Origin of the sequence: Mycobacterium vicinigordonae, assembly GCF_013466425.1 — a bacterium.
Taxonomy (GTDB): domain Bacteria; phylum Actinomycetota; class Actinomycetes; order Mycobacteriales; family Mycobacteriaceae; genus Mycobacterium; species Mycobacterium vicinigordonae.
In genome coordinates this window covers 3,430,822-3,452,096 of the sequence record NZ_CP059165.1, presented here as the reverse complement: position 1 = coordinate 3,452,096, position 21,275 = coordinate 3,430,822, and the positions used below count along the sequence as shown (strand labels likewise).

Below are 21,275 nucleotides of genomic sequence, written 5' to 3'. Positions count from 1 at the left end.
GAAGTGGGTATCCCCGTCCACAGCCGTACGGACGAGGAGGAACAAATATGCGCAATGTCCCGTCAATCACCCTGAACGACGGGAACGCGATCCCGCAGCTGGGCTTCGGCGTCTTCCAGATCAAACCGGCCGAGACTGCGGCAGCGGTACGTTCAGCCCTCGAAGCCGGCTACCGGCATGTCGACACCGCGGAGATGTACGGCAATGAGAAGGAAGTCGGGCAAGGGATTCGCGACGCGGGTCTCGACCGCGCCGAGGTTTTCGTGACCAGCAAGCTCAATAACGGCTTCCACCGGCCCGACGATGCGCGTCGTGCGTTCCAGGACACCCTGAGCGCGCTGGGTTCCGACTACGTCGACCTGTTCCTGATCCACTGGCCGCTACCGACGCTGTATGACGGCGATTTCGTGTCGACCTGGATCACGCTCGAGGAATTCGCCAAAGAAGGACGCGCCCGCAGCATCGGCGTCTCCAACTTCCAGCCGGAGCACCTAGACCAGCTCGCCGCCCGCGCGCAGACGATACCCGCCGTCAACCAGATCGAGGTGCACCCGTACTTCGCCAACGATGAGGTCCGCGCCTACGACATCGAGCACGGGATCGCGACCGAGGCATGGTCGCCGATCGCCCAGGGCAAGGTCCTCGACGATCAGGTGCTCGCGGGCATCGCCGCGACGACCGGTAAAACGGCTGCTCAGGTGGTGCTGCGCTGGCACATCCAGCGCGGCGACATCGTGTTCCCGAAGTCGGTGAACCCCGAACGCATGAGAGAGAACTTTGACATCTTCGACTTCGAGCTGTCCGGGGACGACATGGCCGCCATCAGCGGCCTCGACCGCGGCGAGGACGGCCGCAACGGGCCGCACCCGGACAAGTTCGACTACATCCCCGACTGAGGCCGGGACTTAACTCTGGGGCCCTTCCGCCGGCGGCCAGTGCGTCCCCGGCGCCGCCTCCCCGGGGTCGCCGTGTTCGCCGCGCGACAACGGCACCCACTGCTCCGATGGCGCGGGCTGCTTTGAAGACGGGAAATCGCGTAGCTTGCCCGACGGCTTGGCGTCCCAGTGGGCGAACGTGAGCGGTGTCTGCAGCCACGCGTGCAACAGGTTGTATACCGCCTCCAACGAATCCATGTGGGTGCGCTCCCAGCCGTGGCTGCCGTCGAGGCCGAACCCGACCAGGGCGGCCCGGGTGCCCGCACCCGCCTCGATCGCCGCGGCGGCGTCGGACCTGTAGTAGCGGAACACATCTCGCGCATACCGAATGCCGCGTTCCTCGGCGAGTCGACATAGTTTGCGGGTCAGGTGGTAGTCGAACGGGCCGTGCATGTCGGCCATCGGAATCGTGACGCCGTCCTCCAGGGAGTGCTGGCCGGGAGCGCACACCGCGTTGTCCACCGACACCAGCTCGGCGACGTCGGCGGGCAACCCGTGGCTGGCGCCGTGGCCGACCTCCTCGGTGATGGTCACCATGATCGTGGTTCGGTGCGGGAGCACCACCTTGTTCTCCGAAAAATTCTTGGCCAGTGCGAGCGCGACCGCAACGCCGGCCTTCCCGTCCAGGTGGCGCGAAACGATGAACCCATCGGCGGTGAGTTCGGGGCTCGTGATCAGCGCGACGAAGTCACCAACATTCAGTCCCAGACGGACCAGGTCGTCCCTCGAGCTCACCCGCCGGTCCACTCGGACCTCGACGTGCTCCCAGTCGGTGGGCTGGGTGTCGATCTCGTCGCCGAACGCGTGCCCGCTGGCCTTGAGCGGCATGACCGTGCCGGTGATGAACCCGTCGGGATCGTCGATGAAGATCCGCACCCGGGCGCCTGCCGCGAACCGCGCCGAGAAGGTGCCGACCGGCACCAGCTCGAGGCGCCCGTTGTCCTTGAGCTGACGCACCATGCAGCCGATCGTGTCGGCGTGCACCACCAGGGCGCGGTCCGTCGTCTTCGACTCACCGGTGAGCTCCGCGGTCAGCGCACCGCGGCGGGTCAGGGAGAAGGGCACACCGAAGTCGTCCAAGATGTCACCGATCAGCTGCATCACCGCGTCGGTACGCCCCGACGGACTCGGGGTCTGCAGCAGTGCGAGCAGCGTGTCGATCATCCACGCACGATCGGGCTCGGCCATGGCCGCTTCTTGGCCCACGGATGCTCCCTTCAATCTTTGCTTTGTCCGGACTTCTGTTCTGCCTTGTCCAGAATCGCGTTCAACCTACTCAGTCGCCCTGGGCAGTTACTGTCGGCCCCGGTTGGCGTTGGGCGCTTGGCGCCATTCCCGCTCGAACGGCAACCGCCACGCGTTGGGCGCGATCAGCTGATGGATGGCGTTGGGGCCCCAGGTTCCCGGCTGGTACATCTTGGCCGGCGGCGGGTCGTCGAGCAGGTCCTGGGAACGCTCCCACAGCGACTCGATGCCCTCGGCAGTAGTGAACAGCGTGTGATCGCCGCGCATCGCATCCAGGATGAGCCGCTCATAGGCCTCGAGCACGTCGACGACGGTGTCCACCTCCTGTGAGGAGAATTGCATCGACAGCTTGTCCAGCTTCATCCCCGGGCCAGGTCGCTTGCCGTAGAACGACAGCGACACCTTCGAGTTGTCGGCCAAATCGAATGTGAGGTGGTCCGGCCCTTGTGTCCCGACCCCCGATCCTGGCGGGAACATCGTCCGCGGCGCCTCCTTGAAGGCGATCGAGATGATACGGATACCCTCGGCCATCTTCTTGCCGGTGCGCAGATAGATCGGGACGCCGGCCCAGCGCCAGTTGTCGATACCGACCTTTAGCGCAATGAACGTCTCGGTGTCGGAGTCCTTGGCCACACCCTTCTCCTTGCGGTAACCGGCGTACTGACCGCGCACCACGTTGGCGGTCTTCACCGGCAGCATCGACCGGAATACTTTGTTCTTCTCTTCGCTGATGGCGTACGGCTCAAGCGCAGTCGGCGGCTCCATCACCACGAACGCCATCACCTGGAACAGGTGGGTCACCACCATGTCCTTGTAGGCGCCGGTGTTCTCGTAGAAGTTGGCCCGTTCGTCGAGCCCAAGGGTTTCCGGGATGTCGATCTGGATGTGGTCGATGAAGTTGCGGTTCCAGATCGGTTCGAATAGCCCGTTGGCGAAGCGGAACGCGAGGATGTTCTGTGCCGCCTCCTTCCCCAGGAAATGGTCGATGCGGAAGATCTGGGATTCCTCGAAGGTTTCATGCACGAAATCGTTGAGCGCGACCGCACTGTCCAGATCGGTGCCGAACGGCTTCTCCATCACCACCCGGGACCGCTCGACCAGGTCGGCGTCACGCAGCATCGTGATCACGTCACGCGCGGCCTTCGGCGGCACGGACAGGTAATGCAGACGGCGCACATCGGGCCCCAGATTCTTCTCGGCCTGAGCGACCGCCTCGGCCAACGCCTGAGCCCCGGCGCCCTGCGGAACGTAGTGCACGATCCTGGCGAAGTCCTCCCACTGCTCGCTGTTGAGCTTGTGGGTGCCGAACGACTCGATCGCGTGCTTGGCGATCTTGCGGAACTCGTCGTCGGTGAGGTCCTCCAACGATGTCGCAATGATCTGGATGTCCGGCGCAAGCTCGGACTGGTCCAGGTAAGCCAGCCCGGGAATTAGCTTTCGCTTGGCCAGATCCCCTGTCGCGCCGAACAACACGATGACGTGCGGGTCCAGTGCGGCGGTGTGGTGGCGGTGAGGGCGGGCGTCGGTCGCCGGATAGGAGATCGTCTGCGGTTTTTTGTTGGCCACCCCAGCGATACTTCCATCGCTGCCCGGGGTTCGCAGCAGCCCGGGTCAGATTTGCCCTTGCACGGCGTCGATGGTCCGCAAGATCCGCTGTTCGCTGACCGAGCGTGGGGTGCCGAGTTGCTGGGCCCACAAACTGACCCGCAGCTCCTCGATCTGACGGGCGATGTCGCGCACATCGGCCGCCGCGGCCCGGGCCGGCGGGAGCGCCTGCACCAGCCGGTCGTAGGCCTCCTGCACGGCGTGCACCCGCTGCATGCGATCCCGGTCAGGTTGGGTCGCATGCGGCAGCCGGTCGAGGCGACGGCTGATCGCCATCAGGTAGCGGGTGAGGTTACCGAGTTGCTCGCCCCCGGTGGCGGTGACGAATCCCGGCGGCAACAACCGGTCGAGCTGGGCGCGGATATCGGCGATCGCGTCGGCTTGCGCAGCCGGCGGTTCGGCGGGCAGTCGCAGTTGCACCTCTCGCGCGCCGGCCAGCACCTCCTCCAGGCGGCCCACGATGTCGACGGTGGTGACCACCAGAGCCTGCGTGACGCGAGCGCGCAACTTCGCGAATTCGTCACGCGTCCACACCGGCTGAGTGGCCAGCACATCCGTGGCCGCGTCTGCGCAGTCTTCAAGCAGCGCGGCTACCGAGCCGTTGGGGTTACTTCCCAGCGCCAGTCGGGTTCGCGGATCTAGTTGTCGTTCAACGGTTTTCACCGGTGAAGGAATGCTCAGTCGCAGCAACCGCCGCAGACCGGGCCGCATGGTGCTGCCCTGCTCGAACTGGGTTGCGTAAACGCGCACGTCCACCGCCTCACCTGCATCGACGAAGGCGGGGAACCCTCGCACTGAGCGCTCCTCCATAACGCGCTCGACGACACGAGGTAACTCCGTCAAGTCGTCGGGCCAATTCCGCAATCCGGTCCGTTCCAAGGCGCCGGCGACCGCCTCGGCGACCGCTACGCGCGCCGGCGCCGCGAGTTTCTCCTGCAGCGCTTGCAGGTTCTTGCCGCGGGCGACCTCGCTGCCGTCGGCGGATTCTACGGCGAACGTGACCCGAAGATGGGGCGGCAACCTGTGCACGTCGAAAGCGTCGAGAGGAACCAGAATCCCGGTGCGGCGGCGCAATTCGCGCTGCACCGCATCCAGCAGCGGCTCACCGGAGGGGTCGATTCCGGCCAGCACCGCGCGGGCGGTATCGGGTGCGGGAACGAAGTTGCGCCGCAACTCTTTTGGCAGCGATCGGATCAGGGCGGTGATGAGTTCCTCGCGCAGCGCCGGAACCTGCCAGGCAAACTCGTCGCCACCCAACCGGGCCAGCACGTCGATCGGCACGTGCACAGTGACACCGTCGTCGGCGGCGCCGGGCTCGAACCGGTACGTCAGGGGCAGCGCGGCATCGCCGCTGCGCCAGGTGTCCGGGCGGTCGTCAGCGCCAGCATTGCCGGTGTGCAGCAAATCCTCACGGGTGAACGTCAGCAGATCCGGAGTCCGGCGCCGCTGCTTCTTCCACCATCCGTCGAAGTGCCGCGCCGAGACGATGTCGGCGGGGATCCGGGTGTCGTAGAGCGCGTAGATATCGTCGTCGCCGACCAGCAAGTCGCGGCGGCGCGCCCGCTCCTCGAGCTCCTTAAGCGCGGCCCGCAACCGGGCATTGTCGGCGAAGAACTGGTGGCGGGTCTGCCAGTCCCCCTCCACCAGCGCGTGGCGGACGAACAATTCGCGCGCCACCGCCGGCTCGATGCCTCCGTACCCGACGCGGCGCCGTGCGATCAGCGGCAACCCGTACAGCGACACCCGCTCATAGGCCAGTACCTCGCCGCGCTTGGCATCCCAGTGCGGCTCACTGTAGGTGCGCTGAACCAGATCACCCGCGATTCGCTCGACTAACTCCGGCTGAATGCGAGCCGCGGTGCGCCCGTACAGACGGCTGGTCTCGACCAGCTCTGCCACCATCACCCAGCGTGGGGGCCTCTTACCAAGGGCGGAGCCTGGCGCGAGGACGAACCGCGCATTACGCGCACCCAGATACTCCCGCGAATCCTCGCGGCGCAGGCCAATGTGAGACAGCAGACCAGCCAGCAGCGCCGCATGGATCTCGGCCTGACCGGCCGATTCGTCGGATTCGCGAATACCGAGATCGCGGGCGATCCCGCGCAGCTGCCCGACGAGGTCCTGCCACTCCCGGATACGCAGGTAATGTAGAAACTCGTTGCGGCACATCCGCCGAAAAGCGCTGCTGGACAACTCTTTACGTTGCTCGCGTAAATAGTTCCAGAGGTTGAGGTAAGCCGTGAAATCCGAATGCTCGTCGGCGAACCGAGCGTGCTGCTGGCGGGCCGCCTCCTCTCGGTCGACCGGCCGCTCCCGCGGATCGGGGATTGTGAGCGCCGCGGCCAGCACCAGCACCTCCCGCACGCAACCCTCGGCCCCGGCCTGCAAGATCATCCGGCCCAACCGCGGATCCACGGGCAACCGCGCTAGCCGGCGTCCCACATCGGTGATCGCGCCCTGCCGGTCGAACGCGCCGAGTTCCTGCAACAGTTGCACGCCGTCGCGGACGCTGCGTCGGTCCGGCGGGTCCAAGAAAGGGAAGTTCTCGATGTCGCCCAGTTGCAGCGCCGCCATCTGCAGCAGCACCGCGGCGAGGTTGGTGCGCAGGATCTCCGGTTCGGTGTAACGGGGGCGGCCATTGAAATCGTCTTCGGCGTAGAGCCGGATACACACTCCTGGCGCGACCCGGCCGCACCGGCCGGCCCGCTGCGCCGCGGACGCCTGAGAGATGGGTTCGATCGGTAACCGCTGCACTTTGAGTTTGCGGCTATACCGCGAGATGCGGGCGTTGCCCGGATCGACGACGTAGCGGATCCCGGGCACCGTCAGCGAGGTTTCGGCGACGTTGGTCGCCAGCACCACGCGTCGCCCCGTGTGGGGAGTGAACACCTTCTGTTGCTCCGCGGTCGGCAGCCGAGCGTAGAGCGGCAGCACTTCAGCGCTTTTCAGATTGCTCAACGCTTCCGCGGTGTCCCGGATTTCGCGTTCACCGGACAAGAACACCAAAACGTCGCCGGCCGGTTCGGCTGCTAGTTCGCCGATCGCGTCGACGATCGCCTCGATCTCGTCGCGGCTCTCAGTGCGCACGATCTCATGATCGGGGTCGTCCGGGTCGCCCGCCTCCGCCTGTGGGCTCGCGGCGATTGGAACTTCCAACGGCCGGTACCGAATCTCCACCGGATACGTCCGCCCGGAAACCTCGACGATTGGCGCTCCACCGAAGTGTGTGGCGAACCGTTGAGGCTCGATGGTCGCCGACGTGACGATCAGCTTTAGATCGGGCCTGCGCGGCAGCAGCTCGCGCAGGTAGCCCAGCAGAAAGTCGATGTTCAGGCTGCGTTCGTGGGCCTCGTCCAAGATCAGCGTGTCGTAGCGCAGCAGACGTCGATCACGCTGGATCTCGGCCAACAAGATGCCGTCCGTCATTAGCTTGACAAGTGTGCGGTCGCTGACCTGGTCGGTGAACCGGACCGTGTAGCCCACCACATCGCCCAGCGGACTGTGCAGTTCATCGGCGACACGCATCGCCACCGTGCGGGCCGCCAGCCGCCGGGGCTGAGTGTGCCCGATGATGCCTCGGACACCCCGCCCCATGTCCAGACAGATCTTGGGCAGCTGTGTCGTCTTGCCCGAGCCGGTCTCGCCCGCAACGATCACCACCTGGTGAGCCGCGACCGCGTCGGCGATCTCCTGCCGGCGCTGGCTGACCGGCAGGTCGGGATAGTTGACCTCGGGGACGGCAGCCCGCCGTGCCGCGACCAACGACTCCGCGGCGGCGACCTGGCCGTGTAGCTGCCGCAGCTTCTCGGGGGAGTCGCCGCGCACGTTGCGCAACCGACGGCGCAGCCGGGCAGCATCTCGGATGGTCAGCTCATCGAGGCGGTGGCGCAACTCGGCGAGCGGCGTTTCAGGCACTCGCGACAGGATAGGCGTCTGGCGTGGTGCCGCGCCCGGCTACTGCGAGGGAGGTATCACCGGTGGCTGGCAGGTATTGGTTCCCGGGTCCCACCACCAGCCGTTGTCGCACGCCAGCGGCTGTGGGCCCACCCCCAAGGGGCGGCACACGTTCGCGGTGGGATCCCACCATTCGCCGTCTGCACAGGCCAGCGGCTGTGGTCCCACCCCGAGCGGGCGGCACACCTTGCCGGTCGGATCCCACCATTCACCGGCACCGCAATCGGCCGAACTCACCGCGGGATCGACCAACGTCACAATCGCCATCGGCGCCACCACCATCGCGGCCACAGCCGTCAACCGGCAAACGATTGACCACATAGCACACCTCGCATCGCGCTGTTGTCAGTTACTTCATCGGTGATCTTGCCCGGGTTTGCCCGTCGCGGATAGATACCAAACGCAGCAGCGACAATAAGCGAACCGCCGGCAACGCCAATTGTGGCGGTATGCCAGGATCGGGACATGACTGCACGCAGCCTCGTACGTTTTCTCGGTGTCTCCGTCGTGGCGGCGTGGGCGCTGCTGAGCGTGCCCATCGCCGTACCGACCGCCAATGCCGACCCGTGTTCCGACGTCTCGATCGTGTTCGCGCGCGGTACCCACCAGGACCCGGGACTCGGCAACATTGGCCAGGCCTTCGTCGACTCCCTCACCTCGCAAATCGCCGGAAAGTCTGTCGAGGTCTATGCAGTGAACTACCCGGCCAACGATGACTACCACAACAGCGCATCGGCGGGCGCCGACGACGCCAGCGCTCACATCCAAGGCACCGTGGCCGGTTGCCCGAACACCAAGATCGTGCTGGGCGGCTACTCCCAGGGCGCCACCGTCATCGACTTGGCCAGCAACCAGATGCCGCCCGCGACCGCCAGTCACGTCGCCGCGATCGCATACTTCGGCGAGCCGTCCAGCGGCTTCTCCAGTGCGCTCTGGGGCGGTGGCCCGCTACCGACACTGAACCCGGCCTACGCCGGCAAGCTGATCAGCCAGTGCGCTTCCGACGATCCGATCTGCACCGGAGGCGGCAACATCATGGCGCACGTCTCTTACATCGAGAATGGAATGGTCAACCAGGCCGCGACCTTTGCCGCCAATCGGGTCAAGTAGCCGCACTCTCAGATGGGCGGTCCGCGATGAAGTCGCGGAAGTTCTGCGGCACCTCGGACGTGTCGATCTTTACGAAGAAGTCTGGCGTGGTGATCGCTGAATAGGTCTCTTCGCCCACGATGAACCCGTCGGAGTCGAACGGCCACACGATCAACATTCGCATCGTCAGCAGATAGAAGCCCTCGGGGTCATCGGCCGGGAAGCCTTGTCGCGCCGCATCAGCGCCGTGGTAAACCGAGCGAAAGTAGCCCTCGGTCACTATGGTGTCGTCGTCGACGACGATGCGGTCGATGTCGAGTTCGAGGCAGAATTGGCCACCTTTGACGATCGTGTCCTCGTAGAAGGCTTGCACGGCATGTCGTCCTTGGGGGCTCATCTCCGGCGGGGCGCCCCAAGCCATGTAGCGCGGATGCGCGCACAGCGTCGACATCACCGCGCTGAGGTCGATCTCTGCTTCGCCGACGGCATGCCGGAGTACCTGCTTAAGCATCTGAAGATGTCGCGGATTGGTCGTGTTCGCGATCCGCTGCTCGAGTAACCGAAAGGTCTTCGTCGGGTCGATGGCGTAGGGCATGGACACCTCCTGGCGGGGCACTCCGATTGTGTCATCGCGGCCGCAGGATAACTAGGGTCAAGGAAACCGGTTGGAGGCCAACAGAATCGCGGGTCAGGTGTGCGAAGGTACACGGAGCGCGGCGAGCGTCCGGCACGAAGGCGCACCCGCGTCAGGGCCGGGCATCAGCGCGGGAGCAGGCGCCGCTTCTGCTCAGTGAATTCCTCATCGGTGAGGATGCCCGCGTCGCGCAGCGAAGCGAGCTCCCGTAGCTCGGCAGCGATGCTGGTGATCGGGCCACCAAGGGGCGGCGGGCTGGCGGCCCCCGCAGTAGCCTCCCCCTTCGCATCGCCGGTCGGCCCGGTCTCGTCCTTGGCCTCGCACTTGGCGTCGGCCGGCCGCTTGGTCACGCCGCCGCCGACACGCTCCCGGGTGCGCGCCCCGGCGCCACCGCCAGATCCGGTGGTTCCGGCCATCGCGCGACCGGCCATGCCCGCCAGGGCCATCTGGCTGAACACGCTGCCGACGCCGGAGGCCTCAGCGGCCGCGGCCGCGCTGGTGGCCGGCAAGGCCATTGCGGCAAGCCGAACGTTCGGGGCGGCCATCGTCCAGCCCTCCGGCACCGACAGCGCGCCAACCGAACTGGCTTCGCCGAGCCCCGCCGAAACTCCGGAGTTGATGACCGGAAAAGACGTCGGGGGTGCCGGGTCGGTACCGGGCCAACTCTGAACACCCGCCCAACCACTGACGATGTCGTCGGTGTGTTCACCGATGTAGTAGCCGTTGATGTCGTAGGGCAGCGCCGTGCCGGCCAGGATCCCGTCGAGTGTCAGGCCCGATAGGCCGAGTTCCGGATCGACGAAGATGCCACTGAGGTCGGCCACCAGGTCCAGCAATTGCAGGAGCGACAGGCCGGACACCAGGGGGTCGGTCACCGCGGCCGGGCTGGCCAACCCGGTCAGTGCGTTGGGTACCGCGGCGAACGTTTGTTGCGCCGACGACACGGCGCTCTGCGCGTCGCCGGCAGACGTGCTGGTCGCTTGCGCCACCGCGGCCGCCTGGGCCGGCAAACCACCGGAACTGGTGGTGGGCTCGGGCTCGGTGAACGGGGTCAAGGTGGTCGCCGAGGCCGACGACGCGGCGTAGGTCAGCATCGCGGCCGAGTCCTGGGCCCACATCTCCGCGTACTGCGTTTCGGTCAGTGCGATTGCCGGAGTGTTCTGGCCGAAGAAGTTTGTCGCGACGAGCGTCGCCAGCAGGGCGCGGTTTGCCGCGACAACCGGAGGTGGCACCGTTTCGGCGAAGGCAGTCTCATATGCGACGGCCGCCGCTTTCGCCTGGCCGGAGGTTTGCTCGGCTTGGATCGCGGTGGCCTGCAACCACGCTACGTACGGAGCAGCCGCCCCGGCCATCGACGCTGATGCCGGGCCCACCCACGGGGCCGAAGTCAGCGTCGAGATCACCGACTGGTACGCGCTCGCCGTCGAATACAGCTCGGCGGACAGCCCGTCCCACGCCGCGGCCGCGCCCAGCATCGAACCTGAACCAGGACCGGCATACATCAACGCGGAGTTGATCTCCGGCGGCAACAATCCGAAGTCCATGGCGTTTCCTCCGGTCGTTTGGTCGGGCGCAAGCCCGTGCGCTCCGGCGCCCTTCCGGCCATCCGCGACGGCGTCAGGACTCCGGCTCTGCGGGGTCCAGTCCGCCGGATGGTCGGTACGACGTTCCCCCCGTCGCTGCAGCGTATGAACTGAAAAGCACCTGGATGCGCGACGGCAGGTCGACAGGATGTCGCCCGTCGTTCGCACAGCCGTTACCAATAAATCACATAAACGTCCCATGACTTAAATTTCGCCGCCTGGCAAACGGCGTGGTCGTCATCACAAACGGTGGTCGTGCTCGAGTGTCGTTACCTCTCGAACTCGAGGTGGTGGCGTATCTCTTCGGCCGCGGCCTCCAGATTCCGGGTGACCAACCCGCGCCCCAGCCATTCGCTGAGCCGGGCGACTCCGAGTCCGGTGGTGGTGAATGTCAGTGTCAGGGTGAGTCGGCTGCGTTCTCCATGCGCTTCGGCCAACGCCGAGAAGGAGTGGCGGGTCCCCTGCACCGACCGCCATTTCAGCAGGCTGCCGGTTGGCGTTGCGATGAGCACTCGTCCGCCGAGTTGGATAGTGCCGCTGTCGAGGTAGACGTCCCACAGCTCGCCGTCGTCGCGGGACGTGACGAATTTGCATCGGCTGAAGATCGAGACCTGAGGAAACAGGCTGTGCGGATCGGTGACGAAACGGCCGATCTCCGCGAACGGGCAGTCGATGTCGCGGGTGACGCTGACTGTTTGTGTCATGTCACCGGACCAGGGGAACGATGGTCTTGCTGGCCAGCTTCGACAGCCCGACCTGCATGACGCTGGTGACGTAGGCCGCCGCGCGGTCCCAATCCGGTTCGTCCCCGAACCGGGCGCGTACGTCGATTGGATCGAGTACCTGCATGCGGATCTTCGCCGGTAGTGGAAAGTGCGGCAGCGGCAACGGCGACAGGCCCCAGGGGATGCTGAGGGTCATCGGCATGCTTTTCACCCTGGCCAGTTTGTCCAGACGCAGCAGCTGCGCGGTGCGTCGACCGTCGTTCAGCACAATCAAGGTGTCGTGACCACCGGTGGCTACCACCGGCACGATCTTGACCTTGCTCTCGTGAGCGAGCCGCAGGTATCCCTTGCGGCCGGAGAAGATGATCTTGTTCCGGTCCCGCCATGGACGCAGGGCCTCGACATCGCCCCCCGGGTACACCAGAGCCGAGCCGTCGGATGCGAAAACGCGTTCGGCGAAGGAATGCGCGGCCGGAACGACGCCCAGCTTGCGAGTCAGTCCGCCGACGAAAGGGGCGGCGGTGATGGTGTCGTGTGCCAGCGCGTAGAGGGGGCGGCCTTCGACGGTGAAGTAGGTGTTGTAGGCGAGCAGAAAGATGAAGGTGTCCGGGGTGGCGCCGCCACCACTGTGATTGCACACAAACAACACCGGCTCGTCGGGCACCTTCTCGAAACCGTTGACTTCGGCCCGGAACCATACCGTCGCGGCCAGCCATAACGGGGGCAGGATGGCACGGATGAACTCCGGATCGCGGTGGCGAAGTTCCTTCGGGAGGCGTGGCCGGGTCATCTCGATGAGACTAAACCGATTCGACTGCCTTTAGAGCTATCACTGCCGGATCGGGGCGCATCGCGTCCTATCGGCACCGGCAAGGTGTCCGCTCGCGCTCGCGGGCGGTGTCGTAGCTTAGGGCCATCGGTTTGATCCGGTGGGGTGCTCGACGTTGGGGGATGAGCAGATGCGGTGCAGGATGTTCGCCGTCGGTGAATCGCAGGGCACCGGTACGTATTCCGCACGCGTCCATCCTGTCGTTGGGGTGTATTTCCGGGGGCGCGTTTGCGCTGTTTAGCTGATCGAACTATGATCTGGACACATGTCCAGTTTGCTGTCGCGCCGTTCTCGGGTTCGTTGACCGCAATGGGATTGGTGCCCTTCCCGGTGGGTCGTTGGCGGTAAAGGGTTGACTATGCGTATTGCTCTGTTGTCCTACCGGAGTAAGGATCACTGCGGCGGGCAGGGTGTCTATGTGCGGCATCTGAGCCGTGGTCTGGTGGATCTGGGTCACCACGTCGAGGTGTTCTCCGGTCAGCCGTATCCCGAGTTGCTCGATCCTCGGGTGCGCCTGACCAAAGTGCCGAGCCTGGATCTGTACCGCGAGCCCGATCCCTTCCGGGTGCCGCGGCCGAGCGAGATTCGGGACTCGATCGACCTGCTCGAGCTCGCCACGATGTGGACGGCGGGTTTCCCGGAGCCACGCACATTCACGTTGCGAGTGGCCCGGATTCTGGCCGAACGGGCCGGAGATTTCGATGTGGTCCACGACAACCAAAGCTTGGGCACCGGTCTGCTCGCTGTCGCCGGCACCGGTATGCCGGTGGTGGCCACCGTGCACCACCCCATCACCCGCGATCGGCTGCTCGACCTCGCGGCCGCGAAGTGGTGGCGGAAACCGTTGGTGCACCGCTGGTATGGCTTTGCCGCCATGCAGAAGCAGGTGGCCGCAAAGATCCCCGACCTGTTGACCGTTTCGTCGTCGTCCGCCCAGGACATCGTCTCTGATTTCGGAGTGTCTCCGGATCAACTGCACGTGGTGCCATTAGGTGTAAATACCGAGCTGTTCCAACCTGTTTCGTTGCCCCGGCAACCAGGCCGGGTGATGGCCATTGCGAGCGCCGACACGCCGCTGAAGGGTGTCAGCACATTGCTGCACGCGATAGCGAAGTTGCGCGTGAACCGGGACCTTGAGTTGCGACTGGTCGCTCGGGTTGAACCGAACGGGCCCACCCACAAACTCATTGCCGAACTTGGTATCTCTGACATTGTCCACATCGCCAGCGGATTGTCCGATGCCGACCTTGCCGCGTTGTTCGCCTCCGCGGAGGTAGCCTGTATTCCCTCTCTCTACGAGGGATTTTCGCTGCCCGCGGTGGAGGCAATGGCGAGCGGTACCCCGATCGTGGCCTCCCGGGTGGGTGCGCTGCCCGAGGTCCTCGGCACCGGCGGCGCCTGCGCGGAATTGGTTGCGCCCGCCGACGTCGACGCGCTTACTAACGCGTTGGGCAGGCTACTCGACTCACCGGAAACACGGCGCAGGATGGGTAAGGCGGGCAGGCAACGCGCGGTGAGCGTCTTCAGCTGGGAGGCAGTGGCCGCTCAGACTGTTCGGGTCTACGAGCGGGCTATCGCCCGCGTGGGCAATATCGAAGGCGCCACGCCGTGCTGACGATCGACTTCGATCGCCTGGGAATTGGCCCGGTCACCAAGGTCATCGACGTGGGCTGTGGGGCCGGAAGGCATGCGTTCGAAGCGTATCGGCGCGGCGCCGACGTGGTTGCATTCGACCAGAATGAAGACGACCTGCGATCCGTGGATTCGATTCTGCACGCGATGGCCGAGAACGGCGAGGCCCCCGAAAACGCTGCCGCGAAGGTGGTTCGTGGAGACGCGCTCAACCTGCCGTACGCCGACGAGACGTTTGATTGCGTGATCGCGTCGGAAATCTTGGAGCACATACCCGAAGACGACGCCGCCATCGCCGAGTTGATCCGGGTCCTCAAAGTCGGCGGCACACTGGCGGTCAGCGTGCCGCGGTGGCTTCCCGAGCAAGTCTGCTGGCTGCTGTCCGAGGAGTACCACAGCAATGAGGGCGGACATGTGCGCATCTACCGGGCCAGTGCGCTGCGGGACAAGATCCTCGGCAGTGGACTGGAATTGACGCACACGCACCATGCGCACGCGCTGCATTCTCCGTTCTGGTGGCTCAAATGCGCTGTCGGCGTGGCCAATACCGGCCATCCCGCGGTCACCGCCTACCACAAACTGCTGGTCTGGGACCTGATGCAACGGCCTAAGATTACCCAGCTGGCGGAGACGGTGCTCAATCCGCTGGTAGGCAAGAGTGTCGCGATGTACTTCATCAAGCCGCGACCCACGGAAAGTCAAGCAGAACAAGGGTGTTCAGTTGCGTTGGGATGATGCGCCGGCGGTGCCCGGCATTCTCACGCCGAAGCAGTGCCGACAGACCGCCGCGGCCATCGCCGCCGCGCAGGAGCCGTCGGGGGCTATCCCCTGGTTCGCAGGCGGCCACACCGATCCCTGGGATCACGTGGAGAACGCGATGGCGCTCACCGCGGCTGGCTTGCTGGAGCAGGCCCGGGCCGCGTTCGAATGGTGCCGGCGTACCCAGCGCGCCGACGGTTCCTGGCCTCTCCAGATTCGCTCGGGCATCGTGGAAGACGCCAATAGCGACAGCAACTTCTGCGCCTACATCGCCACCGGCGTTTGGCACCACGTGCTGATCACCGGGGACGAGAAGTTCGCCGCCCATATGTGGCCAGTCGTGCAGAAGGCCATCGACTTCGTCATAGACCTCCAAGTCGGTTACGGCGAGATCTGTTGGGCCCGAAGCGAAGCCGGTCCCGTTCCGGAGGCGCTGCTGACCGGTTGCTCGAGCATCTTCCACAGCATCCGGTGTGCGCTTGCGCTGGCCGCGTTTATCGGGGAGCCGCAACCGGAATGGGAACTGGCCGTTGGTCGACTGGGTCACGCACTGGTCGCGCATCCCGACGCGTTCACCGAGAAGGACCGCTACTCGATGGACTGGTACTACCCCATTCTCGGCAGCGCGCTGCGAGGCCCGGATGCCGCCGCACGCATTAAGCAGCGGTGGGACGAATTCGTGGTGGGTGGCTTGGGCATTCGGTGTGTGCTGGACCGGCCCTGGGTTACTGGTGCCGAAACATGCGAACTGGTTCTCGCGCTGGACGCCATCGGTCATCGCTCCGCCGCGCATCGACAATTCGGCGCGATGCAACACCTGCGTGAAGCCGACGGCTCCTACTGGACGGGTTTGGTGTTCGCGGACGGAAAGCGGTGGCCCGAGGAGCGCACCACCTGGACCGGCGCGGCGATGATCCTGGCTGCCGACGCGCTGTCCGACACCACACCGGGTGGCGGAATCTTCCGTGGCGACGCGTTACCGCGGGGCCTGCAGACCGACTTCGACTGCGAGTGCGTAGCGGCCGGGCCCGGCCGCTAGCCGCCTCGCTGTCCTCAGACCTTCTCGCCGACTTCGCCGCCGGTGCGTTCGAGCAACCGAAGCGAACCCACCGCACTGACTTCCTTGAATTTTCCGGAAGCTAAAGCACGGCAATAGATTTGGTATGGTGCCCGGCCGCCGTCGCTGGGATCGGGAAACACGTCGTGGATGGCCAGCGCCCCGCCGACGGCCACCCACTTCGCCCAACCGTCGAAGTCGCGGTCTGCCGCGGCCTCGGTGTGCCCGCCGTCGATGAACAGAAATTGCAGCGGCGAGCGCCACCCCCGCGCGACGACTGGCGATTTGCCCACCACAGCCACCACGTGCTCGTCGAGTCCGGCGGCGTCCATGGTCCGGCGGAAGGTTGGCAGCGTGTCGAACAGCCCGGTAACCTCGTCGACCAGGGAGGCGTCGTGGTACTCCCAGCCTGCCTGGTGCTCTTCCGACCCGTGGTGATGGTCGATCGTGTACAGCACACTCGCGGTATGCAGCGCCGCCGCCCCTAGCAACAGCGTGGACTTGCCACAATAGGTGCCGATCTCGACACCGCTGCCTCCGTCGAGATAGTGCAACGCCGCGTCATAGAGTGCGCGACCCTCGTCTGCGGGCATGAAACCGGACACCTGCTCGGCGAGTGCGAACAACCGCCGGCTCGCGTCGTCATCGCTCATCAACTGAACTTAACCGCTGCGCCGACGGCGTTCATCACCCGGTGGCGCCTTGTCAAAACTTGCTGGGATCTGGCACGGCCGGATTAGCTGGACAGCAGTCCGGTCGGGATCAGCTAGCCGGCTCGCTCACTCAGAGGTGCGGAGCCTCCGAGATCTTGCTGTCGGGCTTGCCCAGCGTCTGGCACCACGTCTGCGTCGAGGCGCGGGTAGCGGTGACCTTGATGGACTCCGGCTCGGTGCCGCTGGCGTCCTTGAGCATCTTGGTGACTTCTTCGGTTTGCTTCTTCTCGTCCTGCGTGACGAAGTCCTTGCACTTGGTGTCGCCGCCGGTGTTGATGATCTTCGACGGCGAACAGGCACTGAACATCAGCGTGAGTATGACAATCAAGGCTGGTGCAATGCGCTTCATCGGTGGCCCTTCTGCAGTCGGAGTGTTAGCTAACTAGTACACCCGGGCGGGATTTTCCAAACGCTCGAGGGGCCATCGCGATGAGTTTTGGCGCCTGGACGGGTCCTACCGTCGAGAACGGAGACATCGACACAAGACCCAGAATCAGAGGTGGATCCATGCCACAATCGCACCCTCCGGCCCAAGCATTACCGCCCGTCGTCGATCACCGGACCTGGCGTCTTCAACTCGACGAGTTGCGCGCCCGTGAGAAGGCTGCGACCCGCGAGCTGGATGCGATCGCGGCCCAGCGCAGACGGCTGCCGATGGTCGCTCTGCCGCCTTACGCACTGGTCGGCGCTGATGGCCCCGTGCGCCTGCTCGATGTGTTCGATGGCCGCTCGCAGCTCATCACCTATCACCACATGTGGACACCGGGTGCTGAGTGGCAATGCGGCGGTTGCACGGGCTTCACCTCACAGTTCACCCGGTTGGAGTTCCTGGATGCCTACGACGCCCGCTTCGTGATCGTCACCACCGGGGACATCGACGAGGCGCTTGCCTACAAGCGCAAGGTAGGCAACCAGATGCAGTGGTATTCCTCGGCGGACAGCACGTTCGCCTCCGATATGGATGCGCCACCCGGTGGCGGATTCGCCGTCAACGTCTTCCTGCGTGACGGCGACACCGTGTACCGCACCTGGCACACCAATGGTCGTGGCACCGAGCAGCTCAGCCACTCGTTTGGCCTGATCGACCTCCTGCCTTGGGGTCGTCAGGAGGATTGGCAGGATTCGCCCGATGGATGGCCGTCGCGACCCACCTACTCCGGCTGGCTGGACTCCCCCGACATCGCCCGCGCATACGGATCCGTTACGGGAGCAACCCAATGAGCGTCGACCGCTTTGTCGCCACCCGCACCATCGCCGCGTCCCCAGCGGAGATCTTTGCCGTGTTGTCCGATCCGGCCCGACACCACAGCACCGAGCCGGGCGACTGGGTACGCGATGCGGTGGACAGCAAACTCATTACCGGCAACGGGCAGCTGTTTGCCATGAACATGCATTTCGACCGGCCGGACGTTGATGCTGATTACGTCTCGCACAACCTGGTCACCGTGTACGAACGAGAGTCCGCGATCGCCTGGATGACCGGTCAACTCGACGACGCCGGCAACCACCGGGCCGGTGGCTGGTTCTGGCGCTACGATCTCGCGCCCGACGGCGATGGAACGGAGGTCCGCCTCACGTACGACTGGTCGGCAACACCGCAGGAGTTTCGCGACGAAATCGGCGGAATGCCGCCCTTTGCGGCCGACTACCTCGACGCCTCGCTGGCGTCCTTGGAGCGGGCGGTCACCAGCTGACGGCGGCCGGACGGCCCGCCTAATCGGGACCCGACAGACTCTTGACTGATTCCAGATGAGCGCGAAATATGGGCCGTGTGTCCTCAGCTCCGGATTACGCCGAGCGGTTGCGAATGGCGGATCTTCGGGTGACGCGACCCCGACTCGCCGTGCTGGAGGCGGTGCAGGACAATCCGCACGCCGACACCGACACGATCTTCTCAGCGGTCCGGCGGGGCCTGACTGACGTCTCCCGGCAAGCCGTGTACGACGTCCTCGGCGCCTTGACGGCTGCTGGCCTGGTCCGGCGGATTCAGCCCTCGGGGCTGGTGGCGCGCTACGAATCCCGCGTCGGCGACAACCATCATCACGTGGTGTGCCGTTCCTGTGGAGTCATCGCCGATATCGACTGCGCGGTGGGTGAGGCCCCGTGCCTGACGCCGGCGGATGACAACGTCTTGGATGGCTTCGTTCTCGACGAGGCCGAAGTCATCTATTGGGGCCTGTGCCCCGACTGTTCCAGTGTTGATTCCTGATCACATCCGTGATCGCAGCCCGTTTCACCAACCCCCGGAAGGAATGTTGTGTCATCCGAGACAGCCGAGAAAACGGCCAGCGCCAGCGAAAGTGAGAACCCGGCGATCTCGTCGCCCCAACCGAAGTCCCACGCGCCGCTGACGAATCAGGACTGGTGGCCCGACCAGGTTGACGTGTCGAGGTTGCATCCGCACTCGCCGCAGGCCAACCCCCTAGGTGACGATTTCGACTACGCCGCGGAGTTCGCCAAGCTCGACGTCGAAGCGCTCAAAGCCGACCTGGTGTCGGTGATGACCACCTCGCAGGATTGGTGGCCAGCCGACTACGGGCACTACGGCGGCTTTTTCATCCGAATGAGCTGGCACGCGGCCGGTACCTACCGGATCTACGACGGTCGCGGCGGCGGCGGTCAGGGGCTGCAGCGGTTCGCTCCGCTCAACAGCTGGCCGGACAACGCCAGCCTGGACAAAGCGCGCCGGCTGCTATGGCCCGTCAAGAAGAAGTACGGCAACAAGATCTCCTGGGCCGACCTGCTGGTGTTCGCCGGCAACGTGGCGCTGGAGTCGATGGGATTCAAGACATTCGGGTTCGGGTTCGGCCGCCCCGACGTCTGGGAGCCCGAGGAGGTCTTGTTCGGCGAGGAGGACGAGTGGCTGGGCACCAACAAGCGCTACTCCGGTAGTCGGGATCTCGCACAGCCCTACGGCGCGACCACCATGGGTCTGATCTACGTCAATCCCGAAGGGCCCGAAGGCAAGCCGGACCCGGTCGCCGCAGCGCACGACATCCGCGAAACGTTCGGCCGGATGGCGATGAACGACGAGGAGACCGCGGCGCTCATTGTGGGGGGCCACAGCTTCGGCAAGACCCACGGGGCCGGCGATGCCGATCTCGTCGGGCCGGAACCGGAGGCGGCCCCGATCGAGCAGCAAGGGCTCGGGTGGAAGAGTTCCTATGGCAGCGGAGTAGGCAAGGACGCCATCACCAGTGGCCTGGAAGTGGTGTGGACGCCAACTCCGACCAAGTGGGACAACAGCTTCCTCGAGACCCTGTACGGCTACGAGTGGGAGCTGACCAAGAGTCCTGCGGGGGCCTGGCAGTACACCGCCAAGGACGGTGCCGGGGCCGGCACCATCCCCGACCCGTTCGGTGGGCCGGGCCGTGCCCCGACAATGCTGGTCACCGACGTCTCGTTGCGCGAGGACCCGATCTACCGCGAGATCACTTCACGCTGGCTCAAGAATCCCGACGAGCTGTCTGAGGCCTTCGCCAAGGCGTGGTACAAGCTGTTGCACCGCGACCTGGGTCCGATCACCCGCTACCTCGGACCGTGGGTTGCCGAACCGCAACTCTGGCAGGACCCGGTGCCGGCAGTCGACCACGAACTGGTCGACGACAACGACGTGGCCGCGCTGAAGAGCAAGGTGCTCGACGCCGGCCTATCGGTCCCGCAATTGGTGAAAGCGGCTTGGTCAGCGGCGGGAAGCTACCGCAACACCGACAAGCGCGGCGGTGCCAACGGCGCCCGGATCCGTCTGGAGCCGCAACGGAGTTGGGAAGTCAATGAGCCGGCAGAGCTGGACAAGGTGTTGTCCGTTCTGGAGCAGATTCAGCGGGACTTCAACGGCTCAGCGTCCGGGGGCAAGAAGATCTCGTTGGCCGATCTCATTGTGTTGGCGGGGTCCGCCGCGGTGGAAAAGGCGGCCAAGGATGCTGGTCACCAGGTGACTGTGCCTTTCGCGCCCGGTCGTACCGACGCCACGCAGGAGAACACCGACGTGGACTCGTTCGCCGTGCTCGAACCGCGCGCCGACGGGTTCCGCAACTATTTCCGTTCCGGCGAGAAGGCACCCCTTGAGCAGTTGCTGCTGGAGCGGGCCTACCTGTTGGGTGTGACCGGGCCGGAACTCACGGTGCTGCTCGGCGGGCTGCGGGCTCTCGGGGCTAACCACGGCGGCAGCAAGCACGGCGTCTTCACCGACCGGGTGGGCGTGTTGAGCAACGACTTCTTTGTCAATCTGCTCGACATGGGCACCGAGTGGAAGCCGTCGGAATCTGCGGAGAACGTCTACGAGGGTCGCGACCGCAGCACCGGGGACCTCAAGTGGACCGCGACCGCCAATGACCTTGTGTTCGGCTCGAATTCAGTGCTGCGCGCGCTCGTTGAGGTCTACGCGCAGGACGACAACCACGGCAAGTTCGTCGACGACTTCGTCGCGGCCTGGGCCAAGGTGATGAACAACGACCGCTTCGACATCAAGTAGCGAAACCGTTCAATGCAGTGCGGCGCCCCGCGAGCCATCGC

At 65.3% G+C, this 21,275-nt stretch carries 19 protein-coding genes; 9 read left to right on the top strand and 10 right to left on the bottom strand.

Going from position 1 to position 21,275, the window contains the following annotated elements; genetic code table 11:
- Positions 1 to 47 precede the first annotated feature (47 nt).
- Positions 48 to 896 (top strand): aldo/keto reductase, encoded by an 849-nt coding sequence (locus H0P51_RS15625; RefSeq protein ID WP_180913724.1) that lies wholly within the window; start codon positions 48 to 50, stop codon positions 894 to 896.
- A gap of 9 nt (positions 897 to 905) precedes the next feature.
- On the opposite strand, the gene H0P51_RS15620 is transcribed toward H0P51_RS15625, so the two are convergent.
- From H0P51_RS15620 to H0P51_RS15605, 4 genes are all read right to left on the bottom strand, one after another.
- Positions 906 to 2,141: an osmoprotectant NAGGN system M42 family peptidase gene (locus H0P51_RS15620; RefSeq protein WP_180913723.1), complete on the bottom strand. Its 1,236-nt coding sequence runs from the start codon at positions 2,139 to 2,141 to the stop codon at positions 906 to 908.
- Between the two features lie 87 nt (positions 2,142 to 2,228).
- Positions 2,229 to 3,746 (bottom strand): glucose-6-phosphate dehydrogenase, encoded by a 1,518-nt coding sequence (gene zwf / locus H0P51_RS15615; protein WP_180913722.1) that lies wholly within the window; start codon positions 3,744 to 3,746, stop codon positions 2,229 to 2,231.
- A gap of 45 nt (positions 3,747 to 3,791) precedes the next feature.
- Positions 3,792 to 7,700, bottom strand: a complete 3,909-nt coding sequence (hrpA, locus tag H0P51_RS15610) for an ATP-dependent RNA helicase HrpA (RefSeq protein WP_180913721.1) — start codon at positions 7,698 to 7,700, stop codon at positions 3,792 to 3,794.
- A gap of 39 nt (positions 7,701 to 7,739) precedes the next feature.
- Entirely contained in the window at positions 7,740 to 8,060 is a 321-nt protein-coding gene (locus H0P51_RS15605; RefSeq protein ID WP_180913720.1) for a hypothetical protein, read from the bottom strand.
- A 144-nt stretch (positions 8,061 to 8,204) separates the two neighbouring features.
- Between H0P51_RS15605 and H0P51_RS15600 the strand changes: the two genes are divergently transcribed.
- The gene (locus H0P51_RS15600) at positions 8,205 to 8,849 is read left to right on the top strand and encodes a cutinase family protein (protein ID WP_180913719.1); all 645 of its coding nucleotides are present in this window, start codon (positions 8,205 to 8,207) and stop codon (positions 8,847 to 8,849) included.
- On the opposite strand, the gene H0P51_RS15595 is transcribed toward H0P51_RS15600, so the two are convergent.
- The 4 genes from H0P51_RS15595 to H0P51_RS15580 all read right to left on the bottom strand — a co-directional run bounded on the left by H0P51_RS15595 (position 8,842) and on the right by H0P51_RS15580 (position 12,560).
- Entirely contained in the window at positions 8,842 to 9,423 is a 582-nt protein-coding gene (locus tag H0P51_RS15595) for a nuclear transport factor 2 family protein (protein ID WP_180913718.1), read from the bottom strand. The genes H0P51_RS15600 and H0P51_RS15595 overlap by 8 nt on opposite strands.
- Before the next feature lie 164 nt (positions 9,424 to 9,587).
- Positions 9,588 to 11,006 (bottom strand): PPE family protein, SVP subgroup, encoded by a 1,419-nt coding sequence (locus tag H0P51_RS15590; protein ID WP_180913717.1) that lies wholly within the window; start codon positions 11,004 to 11,006, stop codon positions 9,588 to 9,590.
- A 308-nt stretch (positions 11,007 to 11,314) separates the two neighbouring features.
- A complete protein-coding gene (locus H0P51_RS15585; protein ID WP_180913716.1) occupies positions 11,315 to 11,749 on the bottom strand; it encodes a hypothetical protein in 435 nt (144 codons plus the stop codon).
- 1 nt (position 11,750) lies between these two features.
- Positions 11,751 to 12,560 carry a 1-acyl-sn-glycerol-3-phosphate acyltransferase gene (locus tag H0P51_RS15580; RefSeq protein WP_180913715.1) on the bottom strand — a complete coding sequence of 270 codons (810 nt, stop codon included), beginning with the start codon at positions 12,558 to 12,560 and terminating at the stop codon, positions 11,751 to 11,753.
- Between the two features lie 397 nt (positions 12,561 to 12,957).
- Between H0P51_RS15580 and manT the strand changes: the two genes are divergently transcribed.
- The 3 genes from manT to mmpH are packed head-to-tail and all read left to right on the top strand — an operon-like array spanning position 12,958 to position 16,029.
- Positions 12,958 to 14,214 (top strand): MMP alpha-(1->4)-mannosyltransferase, encoded by a 1,257-nt coding sequence (manT, locus tag H0P51_RS15575; protein ID WP_180913714.1) that lies wholly within the window; start codon positions 12,958 to 12,960, stop codon positions 14,212 to 14,214.
- Entirely contained in the window at positions 14,208 to 14,966 is a 759-nt protein-coding gene (locus H0P51_RS15570) for a class I SAM-dependent methyltransferase (protein WP_180913713.1), read from the top strand. The genes manT and H0P51_RS15570 overlap by 7 nt, the downstream gene beginning before the upstream one ends.
- Before the next feature lie 19 nt (positions 14,967 to 14,985).
- Entirely contained in the window at positions 14,986 to 16,029 is a 1,044-nt protein-coding gene (gene mmpH / locus H0P51_RS15565; protein ID WP_425489056.1) for an MMP endo-(1,4)-3-O-methyl-alpha-D-mannosidase, read from the top strand.
- Between the two features lie 14 nt (positions 16,030 to 16,043).
- Here the strand turns inward: mmpH and H0P51_RS15560 are convergent, their stop codons facing one another.
- Positions 16,044 to 16,700 (bottom strand): class I SAM-dependent methyltransferase, encoded by a 657-nt coding sequence (locus H0P51_RS15560; RefSeq protein ID WP_180913711.1) that lies wholly within the window; start codon positions 16,698 to 16,700, stop codon positions 16,044 to 16,046.
- Between the two features lie 130 nt (positions 16,701 to 16,830).
- Positions 16,831 to 17,109 carry a hypothetical protein gene (locus tag H0P51_RS15555; protein WP_180913710.1) on the bottom strand — a complete coding sequence of 93 codons (279 nt, stop codon included), beginning with the start codon at positions 17,107 to 17,109 and terminating at the stop codon, positions 16,831 to 16,833.
- 158 nt (positions 17,110 to 17,267) lie between these two features.
- Here H0P51_RS15555 and H0P51_RS15550 point away from each other — a divergent pair, with 158 nt between their 5' ends.
- From H0P51_RS15550 to katG, 4 genes are all read left to right on the top strand, one after another.
- Positions 17,268 to 17,981, top strand: a complete 714-nt coding sequence (locus tag H0P51_RS15550; protein WP_180913709.1) for a DUF899 domain-containing protein — start codon at positions 17,268 to 17,270, stop codon at positions 17,979 to 17,981.
- Positions 17,978 to 18,454, top strand: coding sequence for an SRPBCC family protein (locus H0P51_RS15545; RefSeq protein ID WP_180913708.1), 477 nt, complete (start codon positions 17,978 to 17,980; stop codon positions 18,452 to 18,454). Before H0P51_RS15550 ends, H0P51_RS15545 begins: the two co-directional genes overlap by 4 nt.
- 77 nt (positions 18,455 to 18,531) lie before the next feature.
- On the top strand, positions 18,532 to 18,969 hold the full coding sequence (locus H0P51_RS15540) for a Fur family transcriptional regulator (RefSeq protein WP_180913707.1): 438 nt from the start codon (positions 18,532 to 18,534) through the stop codon (positions 18,967 to 18,969).
- Between the two features lie 48 nt (positions 18,970 to 19,017).
- Complete coding sequence (gene katG / locus H0P51_RS15535; protein WP_180913706.1) at positions 19,018 to 21,234, top strand: catalase/peroxidase HPI; 2,217 nt, start codon at positions 19,018 to 19,020, stop codon at positions 21,232 to 21,234.
- Positions 21,235 to 21,275 lie beyond the last annotated feature (41 nt).